Source organism: Mycobacterium adipatum, from assembly GCF_001644575.1.
GTDB lineage: Bacteria > Actinomycetota > Actinomycetes > Mycobacteriales > Mycobacteriaceae > Mycobacterium > Mycobacterium adipatum.
In genome coordinates, this window is sequence record NZ_CP015596.1 from 1,575,854 (window position 1) to 1,595,229 (window position 19,376).

20 protein-coding genes and 1 pseudogene are annotated in these 19,376 nt (G+C 68.3%); 14 read left to right on the forward strand and 7 right to left on the reverse strand.

Going from position 1 to position 19,376, the window contains the following annotated elements; translation table 11 throughout:
* Positions 1–2: 2 nt before the first annotated feature.
* Entirely contained in the window at positions 3–827 is an 825-nt protein-coding gene (locus A7U43_RS07430; protein ID WP_068002117.1) for an alpha/beta hydrolase, read from the reverse strand.
* A gap of 83 nt (positions 828–910) precedes the next feature.
* Between A7U43_RS07430 and A7U43_RS07435 the strand changes: the two genes are divergently transcribed.
* From A7U43_RS07435 to A7U43_RS07455, 5 genes and pseudogenes are all read left to right on the forward strand, one after another.
* Positions 911–1,540, forward strand: a complete 630-nt coding sequence (locus A7U43_RS07435) for a TetR/AcrR family transcriptional regulator (RefSeq protein WP_082902040.1) — start codon at positions 911–913, stop codon at positions 1,538–1,540.
* A 19-nt stretch (positions 1,541–1,559) separates the two neighbouring features.
* Positions 1,560–2,981 (forward strand): APC family permease, encoded by a 1,422-nt coding sequence (locus A7U43_RS07440; protein WP_067992960.1) that lies wholly within the window; start codon positions 1,560–1,562, stop codon positions 2,979–2,981.
* Positions 2,982–3,003: 22 nt separating this feature from the next.
* Positions 3,004–4,422 carry an adenylosuccinate lyase gene (purB, locus tag A7U43_RS07445; RefSeq protein ID WP_068002132.1) on the forward strand — a complete coding sequence of 473 codons (1,419 nt, stop codon included), beginning with the start codon at positions 3,004–3,006 and terminating at the stop codon, positions 4,420–4,422.
* A pseudogene (locus A7U43_RS07450) lies at positions 4,419–5,624 on the forward strand (cytochrome P450). The gene purB and the pseudogene A7U43_RS07450 overlap by 4 nt, the downstream one beginning before the upstream one ends.
* 17 nt (positions 5,625–5,641) lie before the next feature.
* On the forward strand, positions 5,642–6,241 hold the full coding sequence (locus tag A7U43_RS07455) for a DUF1707 SHOCT-like domain-containing protein (protein WP_067992963.1): 600 nt from the start codon (positions 5,642–5,644) through the stop codon (positions 6,239–6,241).
* A 40-nt stretch (positions 6,242–6,281) separates the two neighbouring features.
* On the opposite strand, the gene A7U43_RS07460 is transcribed toward A7U43_RS07455, so the two are convergent.
* Positions 6,282–6,893, reverse strand: coding sequence for a hypothetical protein (locus tag A7U43_RS07460; protein WP_067992966.1), 612 nt, complete (start codon positions 6,891–6,893; stop codon positions 6,282–6,284).
* Positions 6,894–6,923: 30 nt separating this feature from the next.
* Here A7U43_RS07460 and A7U43_RS07465 point away from each other — a divergent pair, with 30 nt between their 5' ends.
* The 6 genes from A7U43_RS07465 (at position 6,924) to A7U43_RS07490 (ending at position 13,484) form a co-directional block, all read left to right on the forward strand.
* A complete protein-coding gene (locus A7U43_RS07465; protein ID WP_067992968.1) occupies positions 6,924–7,811 on the forward strand; it encodes a phosphoribosylaminoimidazolesuccinocarboxamide synthase in 888 nt (295 codons plus the stop codon).
* Positions 7,808–9,961 (forward strand): S9 family peptidase, encoded by a 2,154-nt coding sequence (locus A7U43_RS07470; RefSeq protein WP_067992971.1) that lies wholly within the window; start codon positions 7,808–7,810, stop codon positions 9,959–9,961. Before A7U43_RS07465 ends, A7U43_RS07470 begins: the two co-directional genes overlap by 4 nt.
* Positions 9,962–9,992: 31 nt before the next feature.
* Complete coding sequence (locus tag A7U43_RS07475; RefSeq protein ID WP_067992974.1) at positions 9,993–10,547, forward strand: TetR/AcrR family transcriptional regulator; 555 nt, start codon at positions 9,993–9,995, stop codon at positions 10,545–10,547.
* 10 nt (positions 10,548–10,557) lie between these two features.
* A complete protein-coding gene (locus A7U43_RS07480; protein ID WP_067992977.1) occupies positions 10,558–11,046 on the forward strand; it encodes a glutathione peroxidase in 489 nt (162 codons plus the stop codon).
* Positions 11,047–11,120: 74 nt separating this feature from the next.
* Positions 11,121–11,825, forward strand: a complete 705-nt coding sequence (locus A7U43_RS07485) for a DUF2334 domain-containing protein (protein WP_067992980.1) — start codon at positions 11,121–11,123, stop codon at positions 11,823–11,825.
* Between the two features lie 15 nt (positions 11,826–11,840).
* Positions 11,841–13,484: an FAD-binding dehydrogenase gene (locus A7U43_RS07490; RefSeq protein WP_067992982.1), complete on the forward strand. Its 1,644-nt coding sequence runs from the start codon at positions 11,841–11,843 to the stop codon at positions 13,482–13,484.
* On the opposite strand, the gene A7U43_RS07495 is transcribed toward A7U43_RS07490, so the two are convergent.
* Both A7U43_RS07495 and A7U43_RS07500 read right to left on the reverse strand, forming a co-directional pair.
* Complete coding sequence (locus A7U43_RS07495) at positions 13,397–13,978, reverse strand: phosphatase PAP2 family protein (protein ID WP_082902041.1); 582 nt, start codon at positions 13,976–13,978, stop codon at positions 13,397–13,399. The genes A7U43_RS07490 and A7U43_RS07495 overlap by 88 nt on opposite strands.
* 47 nt (positions 13,979–14,025) lie before the next feature.
* Complete coding sequence (locus tag A7U43_RS07500; RefSeq protein WP_067992986.1) at positions 14,026–14,679, reverse strand: MBL fold metallo-hydrolase; 654 nt, start codon at positions 14,677–14,679, stop codon at positions 14,026–14,028.
* A gap of 74 nt (positions 14,680–14,753) precedes the next feature.
* Here A7U43_RS07500 and purS point away from each other — a divergent pair, with 74 nt between their 5' ends.
* Positions 14,754–14,993: a phosphoribosylformylglycinamidine synthase subunit PurS gene (gene purS / locus A7U43_RS07505; protein ID WP_067992991.1), complete on the forward strand. Its 240-nt coding sequence runs from the start codon at positions 14,754–14,756 to the stop codon at positions 14,991–14,993.
* Positions 14,990–15,673, forward strand: a complete 684-nt coding sequence (gene purQ / locus A7U43_RS07510; protein ID WP_067992997.1) for a phosphoribosylformylglycinamidine synthase subunit PurQ — start codon at positions 14,990–14,992, stop codon at positions 15,671–15,673. Before purS ends, purQ begins: the two co-directional genes overlap by 4 nt.
* A gap of 1 nt (position 15,674) precedes the next feature.
* On the opposite strand, the gene A7U43_RS07515 is transcribed toward purQ, so the two are convergent.
* Together A7U43_RS07515 and A7U43_RS07520 are read right to left on the reverse strand one after the other, a co-directional pair.
* The gene (locus A7U43_RS07515; RefSeq protein ID WP_067992999.1) at positions 15,675–16,472 is read right to left on the reverse strand and encodes a family 1 encapsulin nanocompartment shell protein; all 798 of its coding nucleotides are present in this window, start codon (positions 16,470–16,472) and stop codon (positions 15,675–15,677) included.
* Positions 16,469–17,479, reverse strand: coding sequence for a Dyp-type peroxidase (locus tag A7U43_RS07520; protein WP_067993001.1), 1,011 nt, complete (start codon positions 17,477–17,479; stop codon positions 16,469–16,471). The genes A7U43_RS07515 and A7U43_RS07520 overlap by 4 nt, the downstream gene beginning before the upstream one ends.
* A 50-nt stretch (positions 17,480–17,529) precedes the next feature.
* On the opposite strand from A7U43_RS07520, the gene A7U43_RS07525 reads away from it, so the two are divergent.
* Positions 17,530–18,780, forward strand: coding sequence for a M18 family aminopeptidase (locus A7U43_RS07525; protein WP_067993005.1), 1,251 nt, complete (start codon positions 17,530–17,532; stop codon positions 18,778–18,780).
* On the opposite strand, the gene A7U43_RS07530 is transcribed toward A7U43_RS07525, so the two are convergent.
* Positions 18,777–19,376, reverse strand: a complete 600-nt coding sequence (locus tag A7U43_RS07530) for a hypothetical protein (RefSeq protein WP_067993008.1) — start codon at positions 19,374–19,376, stop codon at positions 18,777–18,779. The two genes, A7U43_RS07525 and A7U43_RS07530, sit on opposite strands and share 4 nt — an antisense overlap.

Consider the following 19,376-nt stretch of genomic DNA (forward strand, 5'->3'; position numbering starts at 1 on the left):
GGTCAGGTCACGAGTATCGGTGCCAGCCAAGAGATCTCGGCGGGCAGCTGAGCGCTCCAGAACTCGCCGTCGTGTCCGCCCGGGGAGAATCCGCCGGCCGGCGGGCTGGGCAGCTGGGCGATGAATCCCCTGGTGGCGGCGGCGAACGGGTCGCCGTTTCCGCAGTCGATGCGCAGCGGAATCGCGCCCAGCGCGGGCAGGCCCCACACGCTGTTGGCCGCGTAGTCAGCCGCACTGTCGAACGCGCCGGGGGCGGCCGCGCCGGGTGACGTCCACAGCGCGGGGCTCACCGCACAGATCGCGGCGGTGCGTGCCGGGCCCAGCCTGGAGCCGAGCAGCAAAGCGCCGTAGCCGCCCATCGACCAGCCGATGAAGCCGACTCGTGAGGCGTCCAGGCCCTGATCTGCCAGCATCGGGAGGAGTTCTTCCAGGACCATCGCGCCGGCATCGTCACCGGATGCGCGCTTGTGCCAATAGCCCCCACCGCCGTCCACCGCCACCACGGCAAACGGGGGAAGGCCCGCGGCCACCGCTTCGGCGAGGCCCTGCTCGACACCGCCGGCCATCACCGTGGCGGCGTCGCTGCCCTTGCCGTGCAGCGCGATGACCGGTCGCAGCGGCGCGGTCTGGCCCGGGGGCCTGGCGATCGCCCAGTTGGTGCTCACCCCGCCGCGAGCGGCCGAGACGAAGGAACCCGACTGATAGGTGGCGGCCGGCTCGGCGGCGGCGCGAGGCAGGGCGCCCGCGCGGGTCGCGACGGCGCCGAGCGCGGCGCCCAAACCCACGCGCAGCACGGTCCGACGGTTCGGGGCTGGCATGCGCGCCATCTTGCCACCGGCCACTGTGGCGCTGTCTGCCAACTTGTTGTGATTGCCGAAAACCGCCATACAACTGGGATTTTGCTGGCAGCATGCAAGGCGTGACAGCGGCGGTGACTCCAAAGGGAGAGCGTCGGCGGGGCGCTCTGGTGAGCGCCGCCGCCGATCTGCTGTGCGAGGGCGGCATCGATGCGGTCCGTCACCGGGCAGTGGCGCGGCGTGCCGGTCTGCCGCTGGCATCGACGACGTACTACTTCTCCTCACTCGACGATCTGATCGCCAAGGCCGTCGAGCACATCGGCGCACGCGAGGCCGAACAACTGGAGGTTCAGGTGGCTGCGCTGTCGCGCCGGCGCCGCGGCGCCGAATCGACCGCCGATCTGCTGGTCGATCTGTTGGTCGGCGACGACCCTGGGGCGCGGGTCTCCGAACAATTGATCTCGCGGTACGAGCGCTACATCGCGTGTGCGCGTCAGCCCGAGCTCCGTGACATCCAGCGGCGGATACTGCGGCAGCGCACCGACGCCGTCCTGGAGGTCGTCGAGCGGTCCGGCCGCGCCGTTCGATCCGAACTTGTCACCGCCCTGGTGTGCGCCGTGGACGGAGCTGTGGTTGCCTCTTTGGTGGACGAGGGCGAGGGACCGCGGGCCAATGCCCGCGCGACTCTCATCGATGTGATCGACGTGCTCGCCCCGGTCGACGACCGGGCTCTGCACGTCTGAGCTGACCAAAAGGGGTGGGATGACACAGTCGGAAACCACGGAGGCGCCACAACTTCGGCGGGTGATGGGACCGGGCCTGCTGCTGTTGTTCGTGGTGGGCGACATCCTCGGTACGGGTGTCTACGCGCTCACCGGGCAGGTGGCCAAGGAAGTCGGCGGTGCGGCCTGGCTTCCGTTCCTGGTGGCTTTCCTGATCGCCACGGTGACCGCGTTCAGCTACCTGGAATTGGTCACCAAGTATCCGCAGGCTGCCGGCGCAGCGCTCTACGCGCACAAGGCCTTCGGCATCCAATTCGTCACCTTCCTGGTGGCATTCGTGGTGATGTGCTCCGGAATCACCTCCGCCTCAACGGCTTCCCGGTTCTTCGCGGCGAACTTCTTCACCGCCTTCGATCTCGACTGGGGCAAGGTCGGCGTGGTGGTGCTGGCGCTGTTGTTCATGGCGCTGCTGGCGGCGGTGAACTTCCGTGGCGTGGGTGAGAGCGTCAAGCTCAACGTGGTGCTCACCATCGTCGAGATCACCGGCCTGGCCATGGTGATCCTGGTCGGTATCTGGGCGTTCACCGGCGGGGGCGCCGATGTCGACTTCTCCCGGGTCGTGGCCTTCGACACCCCGCAAGACAAGGGCACCTTCCTCGCCGTCACCACCGCGACCTCGCTGGCCTTCTTCGCGATGGTCGGCTTCGAGGACTCGGTCAACATGGCCGAAGAGACCAAGGACCCGGTGCGGATCTTCCCCAAGGTGCTGCTGACCGGACTGGGCATCGCCGGCGTCGTCTACGTCATCGTCGCCATCGTCGCGGTCGCGCTGGTGCCCGTCGGCGTCCTCGCCGACAGCGAGACCCCGCTGATCGAGGTCGTCAAGGCGGGTGCGCCCGGGCTGCCGATCGAGGCGATCCTGCCGTTCATCTCCATGTTCGCGGTGGCCAACACCGCATTGATCAACATGCTGATGGCCAGCCGGCTCATCTACGGCATGGCCCGCCAGCACGTGCTGCCACCGGTGTTGGGCACCATCCACCCGAAGCGGCACAGCCCCTGGGTGGCCATCGTGTTCACCACGCTCATCGCCTTCGGGCTGATCTTCTACGTGTCCGCGGTCGCCAACAGCAGCGCCATCGCCGTGCTCGGCGGCACCACATCACTGCTGTTGCTCGCGGTGTTCGCGATGGTGAACATCGCCGTGCTGGTGCTGCGCCGCGACGTACACGCCGCCGGTGGTCACTTCCGCACCCCGACCGCACTGCCGGTCGTCGGCTTCCTGGCCTCGGCGTATCTGGTGCTGCCGTTCTCCGGACGCCCTGCCCAGCAGTACCTGCTGGCCGGGATCCTGATCCTGATCGGGATCGTGCTGTTCGGCATCACCACCCTGATCAACCGTCAGCTCGGTATCCGCGGCAAGGGCATCATCGATCCGACGCACCTGGGCGACGCCCCGTAGCCGGCTCGTAAGCTGTGTGTTCGTGACGATCCCGAATGTTCTGGCCAACCGCTACGCCAGCGAAGAGATGACGGCCATCTGGTCGCCCGAGGCGAAGATCATCGCCGAACGCCGACTCTGGCTGGCGGTGTTGCGCGCACAGGCCGAGCTGGGCGTCCCGGTGCCCGACGGTGTCGTGGCCGACTACGAGCGAGTGCTGGAAGACGTCGATCTGAGCTCGATCGCCGCCCGCGAGCGGGTCACCCGCCACGACGTGAAGGCCCGCATCGAGGAATTCAACGCCCTGGCCGGCCACGAGCACGTGCACAAGGGGATGACCAGCCGCGACCTCACCGAGAACGTCGAGCAGCTGCAGATCCGCCGATCCCTGGAGCTGGTGTTCGCCCACGGGGTCGCGGTGGTGGCGCGGCTGGCCGAACGCTCGATCGTGTACCGCGATGTGGTGATGGCCGGGCGCAGCCACAACGTCGCCGCGCAGGCCACCACGCTGGGCAAGCGGTTCGCCTCCGCGGCGGAGGAGACGCTGCTGGCGCTGACCCGGCTGCGTGAGCTGATCGACCGGTACCCGCTGCGTGGGATCAAAGGCCCGATGGGCACCGCGCAGGACATGCTCGATCTTTTCGACGGCGATACCGCCCGGCTGGCCGAACTGGAACGTCGTATCGCCCAATTCCTGGGATTCACAGAGGTTTTCACCAGCGTGGGGCAGGTGTACCCGCGTTCGCTGGACCACGATGCGATCTCCGCGCTGGTACAACTCGGGGCCGGCCCGTCCTCCTTCGCGCACACCATCCGGCTGATGGCCGGCCACGAGCTGGTCACCGAGGGTTTCGCGCCGGGCCAGGTCGGCTCCTCGGCCATGCCGCACAAGATGAACACCCGGTCCTGTGAGCGGGTCAACGGGTTGCAGGTGGTGCTGCGCGGTTACGCGTCGATGACGGCCGAACTGGCCGGCGCCCAGTGGAACGAGGGTGACGTGTTCTGTTCGGTGGTGCGCCGCGTCGCACTGCCGGACGCGTTCTTCGCCATGGACGGGCAGATCGAGACGTTCCTGACCGTGCTCGACGAGTTCGGCGCCTACCCCGCGGTGATCCAGCGCGAGCTCGACCGCTACCTGCCGTTCCTGGCCACCACCCGGATCCTCATCGCGGCCGTGCGGGCCGGGGTGGGCCGCGAGGCCGCGCACGAGGTCATCAAGGAGCACGCGGTGGCGGTGGCGCTGGCCATGCGGGAGAAGGGCGCCGAGCCCGACCTGCTGGACCGGTTGGCCGCCGACCCGCGGCTGCCGCTGGACCGGGTGGCCCTCGATGCGGCGCTGGCCGACAAGGAGGCGTTCACCGGGGCGGCCGGTGCGCAGGTCGACGGCGTCGTGTCCGCTGTCGAGGAGCTCGTCGGCCGGTATCCGGACGCCGCAAAGTACACCTCGGGTGCCATCTTGTGACGCTGGCCGACCTCACCGATCTCGACAACTTCGCGGGAGGCTTCCCGCACGAGCTGTTCGAGGTGCATCGTCGCGAGGCGCCGGTCTACTAGCATGAACCCACCGAGCACACCCCGGACGGGGAGGGTTTCTGGTCCGTCGCCACCTACCCGGAAACGCTTGCGGTGCTCCGTGATCCGCAGACGTACTCGTCGGTGACCGGTGGGGCCAGGCCATTCGGCGGCACCCTGCTACAGGACCTTTCGGTGGCCGGCCAGGTGCTCAACATGATGGACGACCCGCGGCATGCCGAGATCCGGCGGCTGGTCAGCTCCGGTCTGACCCCGCGGATGATCACCCGGGTCACCGACGATCTGCGGGCGCGGGCGCGCACCCTGCTGGACGCCGTCGAACCGGGCGTCGCGCTGGACTTTCTCGTCGACATCGCCGCCGAGTTGCCGATGCAGATGATCTGCATCCTGCTGGGAGTGCCGGAATCCGAACGGCATTGGCTGTTCGAGGCGATCGAGCCGCAGTTCGATTTTGGCGGTGCCCGATCGGCGGCCGTCGGGCAGCTCACGCCCGAGGAGGCCGGATCGCGGATGTACGAATACGGCATGCAGCTGATCGCGGCCAAGCGCGCCGACCCCAGCGATGACATGTTGTCGGTGGTGGCCAACGCATCGGATGCCGACTTGTCCGACCTCGAGCTCTACCTGTTCTTCAGTCTGCTGTTCAGCGCCGGGGCGGAGACCACCCGCAACGCGGTGGCGGGCGGGTTGTTGGCGCTGATCGAGCACCCCGACCAGATGCGGCGCCTGCGGTCCGAACCCGAACTGCTGGGGTCGGCGATCGAGGAGATGGTGCGCTGGACGACACCGTCACCGTCGAAGCGTCGCACCGCGACGCGCGCCACCACGTTGGGCGGTTGCGATATCGCGCCGGGGGACAAGGTGCAGGTCTGGGAAGGCTCGGCCAACCGGGACCCGGTGGCATTCCAGCATCCCGACACCTTCGACATCGCGCGGAAGCCCAATGCGCACTTGGGATTCGGGCAGGGTGTGCACTACTGCCTGGGGGCCAATCTGGCGCGCCTGGAGCTGCGGGTGCTGTTCGAGGAACTACTGCCCCGGTTCACCTTCGCGCACCTGGTGAAACCGGTGGAGTGGACCCGCAGCAATCGGCACACCGGTATCCGGCACCTGGTCGTGGAATTCGGCTGATCGCTACCCTCGAAGCCATGGACTCCGGCCAGAACGACAACCTCCGAGTCTCCAACGCCGACCGCGCACACGTGAGCGGACTGCTCGAGCGTGCGGTCGGCGACGGCATGATCAGCCTCGACGAGTTCGTCGAACGCACCGACGCCGCGCTGGCCGCCCGTACCCGCGGGGAACTGCGCGCGGTGCTCGTCGACCTGCCCGGCATGGATCTGCCGGGGGCGAGCGCACCCGTCGCCCGCAGCAGCGCCCGGCCCGAGATCTTGGGCGGCTGGATGACCTCGATCGTGCGGCGCGGGCCGTGGACCGTGGCGCCGGTGCTCAACCTGAACACCCGGATGTGCAGCACCACGCTCGACTTCACCTCGGCGGTGCTGCCGGGACCGGTCGTCGAGGTGAACATCGACGACTACCTGAGCTCGACCGAGCTCATCGTGCCGGCCGGGGCCACCGCTGACCTCAACGGCGTCGACGCCATCGCCGGCAGCGCCACCGTCAAGGTGCGCAACCTCCCGCAGCCCGATCAGCTGCACGTCATCGTGGGTGGCAAGGTCAGGATGGGGTCGGTCAGTGTGCGGCACCCGTTCGGAAGCTGGCTGCGCCGGCTGCACGGTGGCTGAGCGCGAACGTGATCTCCGCGAGGACTCGGTCGGCGCGTCCTCAGAGCTTGACCCCGGCGGCATGGATCTCCAGCAGGGCCAGCCCACGGATCGCGGGTCGGTCGTCGCGGCGCCAGGCACCGATCGGGTCGGGGTCTATCGCGGTGAGCTTGGCCAGCGGTCGGTTAGCCAGCGCACGCATGGCCAGCAGTTCCTGGCCGGCGTGGGTGGAGGCCAGCGTCAGCACCATGAGCTTGCGCCGGAAGAACCGCACCCGCAGGAACAGCCATGGCATGGCGACCGCCAGGATCGGGGTCGCCGCGACCGCCAGCGCCAGCACCCAGGCCAGCCAGGTCGCAGTGCTGTCCAGGCTCTGGCCGGCGCCCGCGATCTCCTTTGCCGCGTCGCTGGCCGCGTGCAGCGGCCCGCCGAGCGCATCGCCGACGAGCGGGAAGTCGTCGGCGCGGTCACCGGCGGAGTTCAGGCTGCCCGACACCCCGTCGGCGCCGTCCTGGACCTGGCGCCCGACTTCGGCGATGGTGGCCACCGCCGAGTACACCGCGCTGCCCACCATGGCCCAGATCACCGTCCAGAGGAGCACGGTGACATCGCTGACAAGCTGGGCCAGGAAGCGACCGGGCCGAGTGGCATAGGGCAGGTACCGCAGTCTCATGGCACCGATCCCAGCACATAGGGTGAGGCAATGCGCCCCGCTCTGACCGACTACCGGCATCTGGCCAGCGGCAAAGTTCGCGAGCTGTACCGCATCGATGACGATCATCTGCTGTTCGTGGCCAGTGATCGCATCTCGGCCTTCGATCACATCCTGGACACCGCCATCCCGGACAAGGGCCGGATTCTGACCGCGATGAGCGTGTTCTTCTTCGAGCAGCTCGGCGTCCCCAACCATCTGGCCGGCCCGCCCGATGACGAACGCATCCCCGAGGAGGTTCTGGGCCGCGCCCTCGTGGTGCGCGCACTGGAGATGCTCCCGGTGGAGTGTGTGGCGCGCGGCTATCTGACCGGTTCCGGGTTGATCGACTACCAGCAGACCGGGGCGGTGTGCGGGATCGCGCTGCCCGCCGGACTCGGCGAGGCCAGCAAGTTCGACGAGCCGCTGTTCACCCCGGCCACCAAGGCCGAGCTGGGCGAGCACGACGAGAACGTGTCCTTCGACGCGGTGGTCGCGCTGGTGGGCGCGCAGCGGGCCGCCGAGCTGCGAGAAGCGACACTGCAGATCTACCGCAAGGCCGCCGAGCACGCGCTGAGCAAGGGCATCATCGTCGCCGACACCAAATTCGAGTTCGGTGTCGATGAGGACGGTGACCTGGTGCTGGCCGACGAGGTGCTCACCCCGGACTCGTCGCGCTACTGGCCGGCCGACAGCTACCAGCCCGGCGAAGTGCAGCCCAGCTTCGACAAGCAGTTCGTGCGCAACTGGCTGACCGGACCGGATTCGGGCTGGGACCGGCGCTCGGACACCCCACCGCCACCCCTGCCTGCCGAGATCGCCGCGGCCACCCGGGCCCGCTATATCGAGGCCTACGAACGCATTTCCGGACTCAGCTTCGACGATTGGATCGGTGCATGACCTCAGCTCCTGTCGCCAAGCGGGTCGAACACCGCCGCGACCATCACGGCGATGTGTTCATCGACCACTACGAGTGGCTGCGCGACAAGTCCAGCCCCGAGGTGATCGCGCACCTGGAGGCCGAGAACGCGCACACCGAGGCGGCCACCGCCGCGCTGGCACCGTTGCGGCAGAAGATCTTCGACGAAATCAAGGCGCGCACCAAGGAGACCGATCTCTCGGTTCCCACCCGCCGCGACCAGTGGTGGTACTACGCGCGCAGTTTCGAGGGCCAGCAATACGGCGTGCACTGCCGGTGCCCGATCAGCGGCCAGGACGACTGGACCCCGCCGGAGCTCGACGAGAACACCGCCATCCCCGGCGAGCAGATCCTGCTCGACGAGAACGTCGAAGCCCAGGGCCATGAGTTCTTCGCGCTCGGCGCCATCAGTGTCAGCGTCGACGGGAACATCCTGGCGTTCTCGGTGGACGTCAAGGGCGACGAGCGATACACGCTGCGGTTCAAAGATCTACGGACCGGTGAGCTCTACGAGGACACCATCGTCGGTATCGGCGCCGGAGCGACTTGGGGCGCGGACAACCACTCGCTCTACTACGTCACCCTCGACGAGGCGTGGCGGCCCGACACCGTATGGCGGCACCGCCTCGGTTCCGGTCTGCCCGCCCAGAAGGTGTATCACGAAGCCGACGAACGCTATTGGCTCGGCGTCGGGCGCACCCGCAGCGACAAGTACGTCATCATCGCCGCGGGCAGTGCGGTCACCTCGGAGGTGCGTTACGCCGACGCCACCGACCCGGAGGCCGAGTTCACCGTGGTGCTTCCGCGCCGCGATCAGGTGGAGTACTCCGTCGAGCATGCCGTGGTGGGGGGAGAGGACCGCTTTCTCATCCTGCACAACGACGGCGCGGTGAACTTCACCCTGGTCGAGGCGCCGGTGAGCGATCCGAGTGCGTTCCGCACGCTGATCGAGCACCGCGAGGATGTCCGCCTCGACGGGGTGGACGCGTTCGAGAACCACCTGGTGGTCAGCTACCGTCGCGAGGCGTTGCCCCGGATCCAGTTGTGGCCCATCGGCGCCGACGGCAGCTATGGGTCGCCGCAGGAGATCACTTTCGAATCCGAGCTGATGTCGGCGGGGCTGAGCGGTAACCCGAATTGGTCCTCGCCGAAGCTGCGGGTGGGCGCGGTGTCGTGGGTCATCCCGGTGCGCGTCTACGACTTCGACCTGGTGACCGGTGAGCGGACCCTGCTGCGTGAGCAACCGGTGCTCGGTGACTACCGCCCCGAGGATTACGTCGAACGCCGGGACTGGGCGGTGGCCCCCGATGGGGCACGGATCCCGATCTCGATCGTGCACCGGGCGGGTTTGGCATTCCCGGCCCCGACGCTGCTGTACGGCTATGGCGCCTACGAATCGTGTGAGGACCCGCGCTTCTCGATCGCCCGGTTGTCGCTGTTGGACCGCGGGATGGCGTTCGCCGTCGCGCACGTGCGTGGCGGCGGCGAACTCGGCAGGCCGTGGTACGAGGACGGCAAGCTGCTGCGCAAACGCAACAGCTTCACCGATTTCATCGCGGTCGCAGAGCATCTGGTGGTGACCGACCTGACCCGGCCGGCCAATCTGGTCGCCCTCGGCGGCAGTGCCGGCGGCCTGCTGGTCGGCGCGGTACTCAATATGGCCCCGCACCTGTTCGCCGGGGTGCTGGCGCAGGTGCCGTTCGTCGATCCGCTGACCACCATTCTGGATCCCTCGTTGCCGCTCACCGTCACCGAATGGGATGAGTGGGGTAATCCGCTGGAGGACGCGGATGTCTACGCCTACATGAAGTCGTACTCCCCGTACGAGAATGTCGGGCCTTACGACTATCCGGCGGTGCTGGCCATGACGTCGCTCAACGACACCAGGGTCTTCTACGTGGAGCCTGCGAAATGGGTTGCGGCGCTTCGGTATGCGCAACGCGACAGCGCGGCTGATTCCGCCAGGGTGCTGTTGAAAACCGAGATGGTGGCCGGCCACGGTGGTATCAGTGGGCGTTACGAGCGGTGGAAGGAAGCGGCATTCCAGTACGCCTGGCTGTTGGCCACCGCCGACCCGGACAATCACGGCGACGGAGACGTACACAGTCTGTTCGGCGGCCCGCGTAACTAGACGCTGTCAAGATGGCGGGTACGATGGCGCGATGGGCAAGGCGAGCTATCACCACGGCGACCTGCGGACGGTGATCCTGGCCGAGGCGGCCGATCTGGTCGCCCAGCGCGGCGCCGACGGTGTCTCGTTGCGTGAACTCGCCCGCGCCGCAGGGGTGTCGCACGCGGCCCCCGCTCACCATTTCGGGGACCGGCGCGGCCTGTTCACCGCGCTCGCCGAACAGGGTTTCCGGATCCTGGCGGCCGAACTGGCAGCCGCGCGGCCGGAGTTCATCGACGCGGCCAAGGCCTATGTCCGGTTCGCGCTCGCCCACCCCGGCCACTTCGAGGTCATGTTCGACAGATCTCTGTTCGACGCCACCGAACCACAGGTGGCGCAGGCTTCGCTGGCCGCCTCGAATGAACTTAACCGCGGCGTCGGCACGCTGTCGGATCCGCACGCCACGGCCGATCCGGAGGGCGCCGCACTGGCCGCCTGGTCGATGGTGCACGGATTCGCCCAGCTGTGGCTCAACAAGGCCATCGATACCGCCGGCGATCCGGTCGCCACGGTCGAGAGGCTGGCGGCGATCCTGTTCGACGGCTAGCGTCGATCCGGTGAGCCTCAACCAGATCCCGCTGACCACTCTTGACGGCACGAACACCACTCTCGGTGAATTATCCTCTCGCGCAACCCTGGTGGTGAACGTCGCCTCCAAATGCGGTCTCACCCCGCAGTACACCGCACTGGAGAAGGTCGCCCAGGCCTATGCCGACCGTGGGCTGACCGTGGTGGGTGTGCCGTGCAACCAGTTCATGGGCCAGGAGCCGGGCACCGCCGAGGAGATCCAGAACTTCTGCTCCACCACCTACGGGGTGACCTTTCCGTTGCTGGCCAAGACCGATGTCAACGGTGCCGACCGGCACCCGCTCTACGTCGAACTGACCAAGGCCGCCGACGCCGGCGGTGAAGCCGGTGACATCCAGTGGAACTTCGAGAAGTTCCTGCTGAACGCGGATGGCGAAGTGGTCCACCGGTTCCGTCCGCGCACCGAGCCGGACGCGCCGGAGGTGATCGCGGCCATCGAGGCCGTCTTGGGCACATAGCGGGGCCCTAATGCTCACTTCGTGTCCGGGTGTTCGCAACCGTCCTGACACCTGATGTTGCGAGACTGACGGGTGTGACCGCAGAGCTCATCGTGTCGATATCCGGGATCAGGGACCGCACCATCGCCGACGTCGACGCGTTCTGCGAGGAACTCGATGCCCGCGGTGTGCCGGTGTCATTGCTGGTGGCTCCCCGGCTCAAGGGCGATTACCGGCTGGAACGGGATGCCACGACGATCCTGTGGCTGGCCGAGCGCCGCGCCGCAGGGGATGCCGTCGTGCTGCACGGCTACGACGAAGCGGCCACCAAGAAGCGCCGCAGCGAGTTCGCCACGCTGCCCGCGCACGAGGCGAACCTGCGGCTGATGGGTGCCGACCGGGTGATGGAGCATTTGGGGCTACGCACCCGGCTGTTCGCCGCACCCGGCTGGTGGGTCTCCGAGGGCACCTCGGTGGCACTGCCGCGCAACGGCTTCCGTCTGCTCGCGGGGTTGACCGGTGTCACCGACCTGGTACGTGACGCCACGACACCGGCCCGGGTGCTCGGCATCGGCGCCGGATTCCTCACCGAAACGTGGTGGTGCCGCACGCTGGTGCTGTCGGCCGAACGCACCGCGCGCCGCGGCGGGACGGTGCGGCTGGCGGTTTCGGCGCGTCAGCTCCGCCACGCCGGTCCGCGGCAGGCGGTGCTCGATGCCGTCGAGCTGGCACTCATGCATGGCTGCGTCCCGGAGATCTACCGCTGGGACGCGGATCCCGTCCTCGCCGAGGCCGCCTGAGGCTAACGTGTCGGCATGGTCGATGCCGATGTGATCGTGGTGGGAGCGGGACTGGCCGGGCTGGTCGCCGCCGCAGAACTGATGGAGCGGGGCCGGCGGGTCCTGATCGTGGACCAGGAGAATGCCGCCAACCTCGGTGGCCAGGCATTCTGGTCGTTCGGCGGGCTCTTCCTGGTCGACAGCCCCGAGCAGCGCCGCCTCGGCATCAAAGACAGCCATGAACTCGCCCTGCAGGACTGGCTGGGCAGCGCCGGCTTCGACCGCCCGGAGGACCACTGGCCGCGGCAGTGGGCACACGCCTACGTCGATTTCGCCGCCGGGGAAAAGCGTGGCTGGTTGCGTGAGCGCGGCTTACAGACCTTCGCCATGGTCGGCTGGGCCGAACGCGGCGGGTACGGCGCGCTCGGGCACGGGAACTCGGTGCCCCGCTTTCACATCACCTGGGGTACCGGGCCGGCGCTGGTCGACATCTTCGCCCGCCGGCTGCTGGGCCAGCCGCGGGCCACCTTCGCCCACCGCCACCGCGTCGACGAGCTCATCGTCGAGGGCGGCGCGGTGACCGGCGTGCGCGGCAGCGTGCTGGAGCCCAGCGATGCCGCGCGCGGTGTGGCGAGCTCACGGGTGGCGGTGGGAGAGTTCGAGTTCCGCGCCCAGGCAGTGATCGTGGCCAGCGGCGGTATCGGCGGCAACCATGAGCTGGTCCGCAAGAACTGGCCGGCCCGGATGGGCCGGGTACCCCAGCAGATGATCTCCGGTGTACCCGCGCACGTGGACGGCCGGATGATGCAGATCAGCGAATCCGCGGGCGCGCACATCATCAACAGCGACCGGATGTGGCACTACACCGAGGGGATCACCAACTACGACCCGGTGTGGCCCAACCATGGCATCCGCATCCTGCCCGGCCCCTCGTCGCTGTGGTTGGACGCCAACGGCAAACGGCTACCGGTGCCGCTCTACCCGGGATTCGACACCCTGGGCACCCTGGAATACATCACGACCACCGGCCAGGATTACACCTGGTTTGTGCTCAACGCCCGCATCATCGCCAAGGAATTCGGGCTGTCCGGGCAGGAGCAGAACCCAGACCTCACCGGCCGCAGCGTCAAGCAGGTGCTGGGTCGGGGCCGCGGGGGTGGTCCGGCTCCGGTCCGCGCGTTCGTCGACAAGGGGGTGGATTTCGTCACCGCCAACTCGTTGCGCGAGTTGGTGGAGGCCATGAACGGTGTCGACGACGTGGTTGCGCTGGACTACGCCACCGTCGAGGCCGAGGTGACCGCGCGGGACCGCGAGGTGGTCAACAAATTCACCAAGGACAGCCAGATCACGGCGATCCGCGCCGCGCGCGACTACCTGCCCGACCGTGTCGCGCGGGTGGTCGCACCGCACCGGCTCACCGATCCCAAGGCCGGACCACTGATCGCCGTCAAGCTGCACATCCTGACCCGAAAATCGTTGGGCGGCCTGGAGACCGACCTGGACTCCCGGGTACTCACGGCCGACGGGACGGTGTTCGACGGGCTCTATGCCGCCGGGGAGGCCGCCGGTTTCGGCGGCGGCGGCGTGCACGGCTATCGGTCCCTGGAGGGCACGTTCCTGGGCGGTTGCGTGTTCTCGGGCAGGGCGGCGGGACGGGCCGCCGCCCGGGACTCGGCCTGAGGGCCCGCCGCCAGCACCGCCAGGCACACCATGGCGGACGCGAACAACGCCGCCCCGATGTTGTCGGTCAGGAAGTGCAGGTCGGTGGCGGCCATGCTCAGCGCGCCGATCACGGTGACGACTCCGGCCACCAGCATCAGCCACAGTGACACCCCGGCCGCCAGCACCAGCATCGCCATCACGGTGATGACGACGGTGGTGTGCCCGCCCGGATAGGCCAACGCGTCACCCTTGTACCGGCCGAACAGCGGTTTGAGCAGCCTGACGATGACCACCGAGAGCACCGGACACAGTGCCACCACCATGGCCAGCCGCCAGCGCCTGCGCACCAGGGCGATCAGCACCGCGACGGCGAGCGTCACCATCATCGGCAGCGCCCAGCTGAAGTACAACATCCAGTGCGGTTCGGGGCCGAACACCCGCTGCAGGATGCGCAGCGCCGCATCGTCGAACGCGGTGGGACCGGGACCGACCACGATGCCCAGCACCACCATCGCGGTGATGCCGATGGGCGGCCACCACAGCAGAAACCGGCGCCGGGTCAGAACTGGGTTCCGTTCTCGGGTTCGAGGACCTGAAAATCGGTCGTCGTCATCTCGGAGAGCCGGCCGTAGTAGATACCGCGGGCCGACGGATCGATGATCCCCTGATGGATCGGGACCGCGTGGGTCGGGGCCACCGCCCGCAGGTAGTCGACGGCCTCGGAGATCTTCATCCAGGGGGCCGCCGCCGGGGTGGCCAGCACCTGCACGGGCTCGCCCGGCGCGAACAGTGCGTCCCCGGGGTGCATCAGCCGGGCCGGGTGGTCGGCGTCCCCGATCAGGTAGGACGTGTTGTCGATCAGCGGGATGTCCGGGTGGATCACGGCGTGGGTGCCGCCGACCCCGCGCACCGACAGATGCCCGACGGTGAACGCGTCACCGGCGTGCACGGCCTGCCACGGTGTGCCGAGCTGGGCGGCGGTCTGCGGGTCGGCGTACAGCTTGGCCTGCGGATTCGCCTCCAGCAGGGCGGGCAGGCGCGCCGTGTCGACATGGTCGGGATGCTGGTGGGTGATCAGGATCGCGTCCAGTCCGGTGATGCCCTCGAAACCGTGCGAGAAGGTGCCCGGATCGAACAGCACCGTCGTCTCGGAACCTTCGCCGTCCGCGAAGCCCGCCAGTAGGCATGAGTGGCCGAAGTGCGTCAGTTGCATGGCTCCATTGTGGCCCGAGACGTCGCCGGTAGAGTTATGACCGATCAAGACCGGTCCGAAATGAAGGAGTCCCCGTGGCCCGCGTCGTAGTGCACGTGATGCCCAAGGCTGAGATCCTCGACCCGCAGGGGCAGGCGATCGTCGGCGCGCTGGGCCGTCTCGGCCATGGTGGTGTCGCGGATGTCCGTCAGGGCAAGCGGTTTGAGCTCGAGGTCGACGACTCGGTGTCCGATGAGGCGCTCCACGAGATCGCCGAATCGCTGCTGGCCAACACCGTCATCGAGGAGTTCTCGGTGAGCCGGGAGGATTCGTGAGCGCAGCGACGGGGAAAATCGGCGTCATCACCTTCCCGGGCACGCTCGACGATGTCGATGCCGCCCGGGCGGTGCGCCTCGCCGGTGGCGAGGCCGTCAGCCTGTGGCACGGTGACGCCGATCTCAAGGGCGTCGACGCGGTGGTGGTTCCCGGTGGGTTCTCCTACGGCGACTATCTGCGATGTGGTGCGATCGCCAAGTTCGCGCCCGTGATGGGCTCGGTCGTGGAAGCCGCCGGCCGCGGTCTGCCGGTGTTGGGGATCTGCAACGGATTTCAGGTGCTGTGTGAGGCCGGTCTGCTGCCGGGCGCATTGACCCGCAACGCCGGGCTGCACTTCATCTGCCGCGACGTCTGGCTGGAGGTCGCGTCTAATTCGACCGCCTGGACCACCCGCTACGAATCCGGCGCCGACCTGCTGGTACCGCTGAAGTCGGGCGAAGGCCGCTACGTCGCCGCCGAGTCCGTGCTCGACGAGCTCGAGGGTGAGGGCCGGGTGGTTTTCCGCTACCGGGACAACCTCAACGGCTCGATGCGCAATATCGCCGGCGTGAGCTCCGCCAACGGACGTGTCGTCGGTCTGATGCCGCACCCCGAACACGCCACCGAACCGCTCACCGGACCCTCCGATGACGGGCTGGGCCTGTTCTACTCCGCCCTGGATGCGGTGCTGACGGCCTGAGTCACCGGGTGAGCGCCACCGAGGCCTCGGCGGTGTAGGACAGGAACGTGAACGTCTCCTGCAGGTAGAGCTGCACGCTGTCGGCATCGTGGGACAGGTAGCCGATGCACACGTCGGTACCCAGCTGTAGATCGAAATCGCCTCCGCGGGTGGACAACACGAAGGCGCCATCGATCGCCGGCGCCCAGATGATCTCGCCGTCGACCAGCCGGTTCAGATGCTCGCGGATGGGATAGCCGTTGACCGTCGTCTCGCTCACCTGGGTGTAGACATCGGCCGAGAGCAGCACGCTGTACGGGCCGTCGACACCGGCCAGTCGCAGCTCGGAGAGTGCCTGACTGATGATGTCGGGCATCTCGCGCGGATCGGCGGGCAGCGCCAGGTTCGGACAGGAACTCGAGCCGCGAATGCCCTCGATGGAGGCGGCCTCGTAGCCCTCGAAGATTGCGCGGTCCTCCGCGAAGGCGAGTTTCTTGGCGGCGTCCTTGACCGGATCCCAGTCCGAGTCCTGCGAACCGCGCTCCACATCATCGACATCGCGACGCCCCACGGTGAACGGCACCCGCAGCCGCACCAGCGGCTTGGATTCCCGCAGATGTGCGATCACACCGTCACCGGGCGGCACGACATCACGCAGATGCCCGGTGCTGACGGCGGCGGTGACCGGGCCCCCGGGCGCGCTGACGTCGACCACGCGACGGCCCGCGATGTGCCGTTTGAAGGTCCGGCTGGCCTCCAGTTCGATCTCGGCCCAGGCCGCCTCGGTGATGGGGGCCAGCTCGCGGTACAGATTGTTCATTGCGGGGTTCCTTTCAGGCTGCCGATGCCAAGCGAGAAGTCGGTGCGTACCGCCTCGCCGGATACCGCCGGCGGCGGAAGCGGCGCAGGGGCGTCGAGGAAGTCGACGGTGGGGACGAAGAACATTCCGCCGGTGACGGCGGTCGAGAAGTCCAGGATCCGATCGGTGTTGCCGGGCGGGCTGCCGATGAACATGTTGGTCAGCATTTGTTCGGTCACGGCCGGGGTGCGCGAGTACCCGATGAAATACGTGCCGTATTCGCCGTTGCCGACGGTGCCGTAGGGCATGTTGCGCCGTACGATCTTCAACTCGTTGCCGTCCGCATCGGTGATGACATTCAGCGCGATATGCGAATTGGCCGGCTTCACATCGTCGTCCATCTCGATATCGTCGAATTTGGTGCGGCCGATCACGTTCTGCTGCTCGTCGACCGACAGGGCCCGCCAGGCCGACATGTCGTGCACATAGCGCTGAACGTGCACGTAGCAGCCGCCCGCAAAATCGGGGTCCTCCGCGCCGATCGTGGTGGCGTTGTCGGCGAGCGCCCCGGTGGGATTCTCGGTGCCGTCGACGAAACCGAGCAGATCCCGATTGTCGAAATAGTTGAACCCGTGCACCTCGTCGACCACCGTGAGCGCGCCCGCCGTCGCTTCCAGCAGGCGTCCGGCCAGTTCGAAGCAGACGTCCATGGTCTCGGCCCGGATGTGCCACAGCAGATCCCCGGGCGTGGCCGGGGCGCGGTGGCGTGGTCCGTCCAGTGCGACGAACGGGTGCAGCGCGGCCGGGCGGGGCCCGGCGAACAGCCGGTCCCAGGCCTGCGAGCCGATGCCGGTCACCACCGACAGCTTCTTGGTGAGGTCGCGGAACCCGATGGCGCGGACCGTCCCCGAGATCTCGGGCAGCGCGTCGTGCACGGACTGTTCGCCGCCGTCGTCGATGGTGGCGACCAGAAAAATGGCCGCCGATGTCAACGGATCGACAATCTGTTGCGGCAGCGGCTGTGGCACAAAGTGACCCTAGCGCCACGCAAGGTCGATTCGCCGGTCAAGATACAAAGATGGCAGCTAGCCCCCAGAGACTGTGTGAGTTCATCGACGCGTCGCCGTCGCCGTACCACGTGTGTGCCACCGCGGCGCAGCGGCTGACGGGGGCGGGGTACCGCGAGTTGTCCGAGGCGGATGCCTGGCCGGCGGCGGGCAGGTTCTTCACCGTCCGCGCGGGTTCCCTGCTCGCCTGGGATTCCACCGCCGGCAGCCTGCCGTTCCGCATTGTCGGCGCGCACACCGACAGCCCCAACCTGCGGGTCAAGCAGCACCCGGACCGGGTGGTCGCCGGCTGGCGGGTGGTCGCCCTGCAGCCCTACGGCGGCGCCTGGCTGAACTCCTGGCTGGACCGCGATCTGGGCATCAGCGGCCGGCTGTCGGTGCGCGAGGGTGCGACCGTCACCGATCAGCTGGTTCGCATCGACGACCCGATCCTGCGGGTCCCGCAGCTGGCCATCCACCTCTCCGAGGACCGCAAGGGCGTCAGCCTGGACCCGCAGCGCCACGTGAACGCGGTGTGGGGAACCGGGGATCAGCGGTCCTTTCTCGGTTATGTCGCCGCACAGGCCGGGGTCGACGAATCAGACGTGCTCGGCTTCGACCTGATGACCCACGATCTGGCGCCGTCACGGATCACCGGTGTCGACGGGGATTTCGTCAGCGCGCCGCGGCTGGACAACCAGGCCACCTGCTACGCCGGCCTGGAGGCGCTGTTGGCGGCGCCGGCCGAGCGGTACGTGCCGGTGCTGGCGCTGTTCGACCACGAAGAGGTCGGTTCGCAATCCGACCACGGCGCGCAATCTGATCTGCTGCCGACGGTGCTGGAACGCATCACGTTGGCCGACGGTGGCGGACGGGAGGACTTCCTGCGCCGGCTGTCCGAATCGATGGTTGCCTCGGGGGATATGGCGCACGCCACCCATCCCAACTACCCGGAACGCCACGAGCCCGGACACCAGATCGCAATCAACGGCGGCCCGGTCCTCAAGGTGCAGCCGAATCTGCGCTACGCCACCGACGGCCGCACCGCCGCGGCGTTTGCACTGGCCTGCCGACAGGCCGGTGTGCCGCTGCAGCGCTATGAGCACCGCGCCGATCTGCCGTGCGGGTCCACCATCGGCCCGATGACCGCGGCCGGTACCGGGATTCCGACCGTCGATGTCGGGGCGGCGCAGCTGGCCATGCATTCGGCCCGTGAGGTGATGGGCGCGGACGATGTCGCGGCCTACTCGGCGGCGCTGACCGCCTTCTTGGCGCCCGCTTAAGGCAGGTCGATCGTGGTGGTGACGGCCACCAGTTGCGGGTCGGCCGGCGCCGAGGAGAAACCGAACGCCACCGGCGGAGCCAGATCGGCCAGGCCACCGAGCGGTACCGGGCCGAACCGCCCGGACAGCGCCTCGATGCAGCGGGTGCGCCGGACCCCGTAGTACTCCCGGCGCCCACCGCCGGCGGTGCCCGCGGTGTGCACCCCGGGCACCAGCAGCCCGGCGACCGGGTTGATGATGCGCAGCCACCACGGGGCGCCGGCCAGCCGAGCGGGCACCAGCCGCAGCAGCCGGTCGAAGCGGGCCGGGCCGCCCAGTCGCACCCTCACCTCCAGGTCGGCCGTGCTCACCGTGAGCCGGTCACCGTCCAGCTCGGCGATGACCGACCCCACCCGGATGTCATCGAATGTGTAGGTCGCCGAGATGAACTCGGCGACCTCATCGGTCGGTGCGAGCAGAATCCGGCGGTCGTCGACGGTCTGCACCATCACGTCGGCGAAGGCGCCGAACGGCGAGGACTGCCAGACCCCGACCACGAACCGGATCCCGGCCTCGGTGCCGAAGCCGGCGATATGTCCGTTGAACCGTGTCCGCAT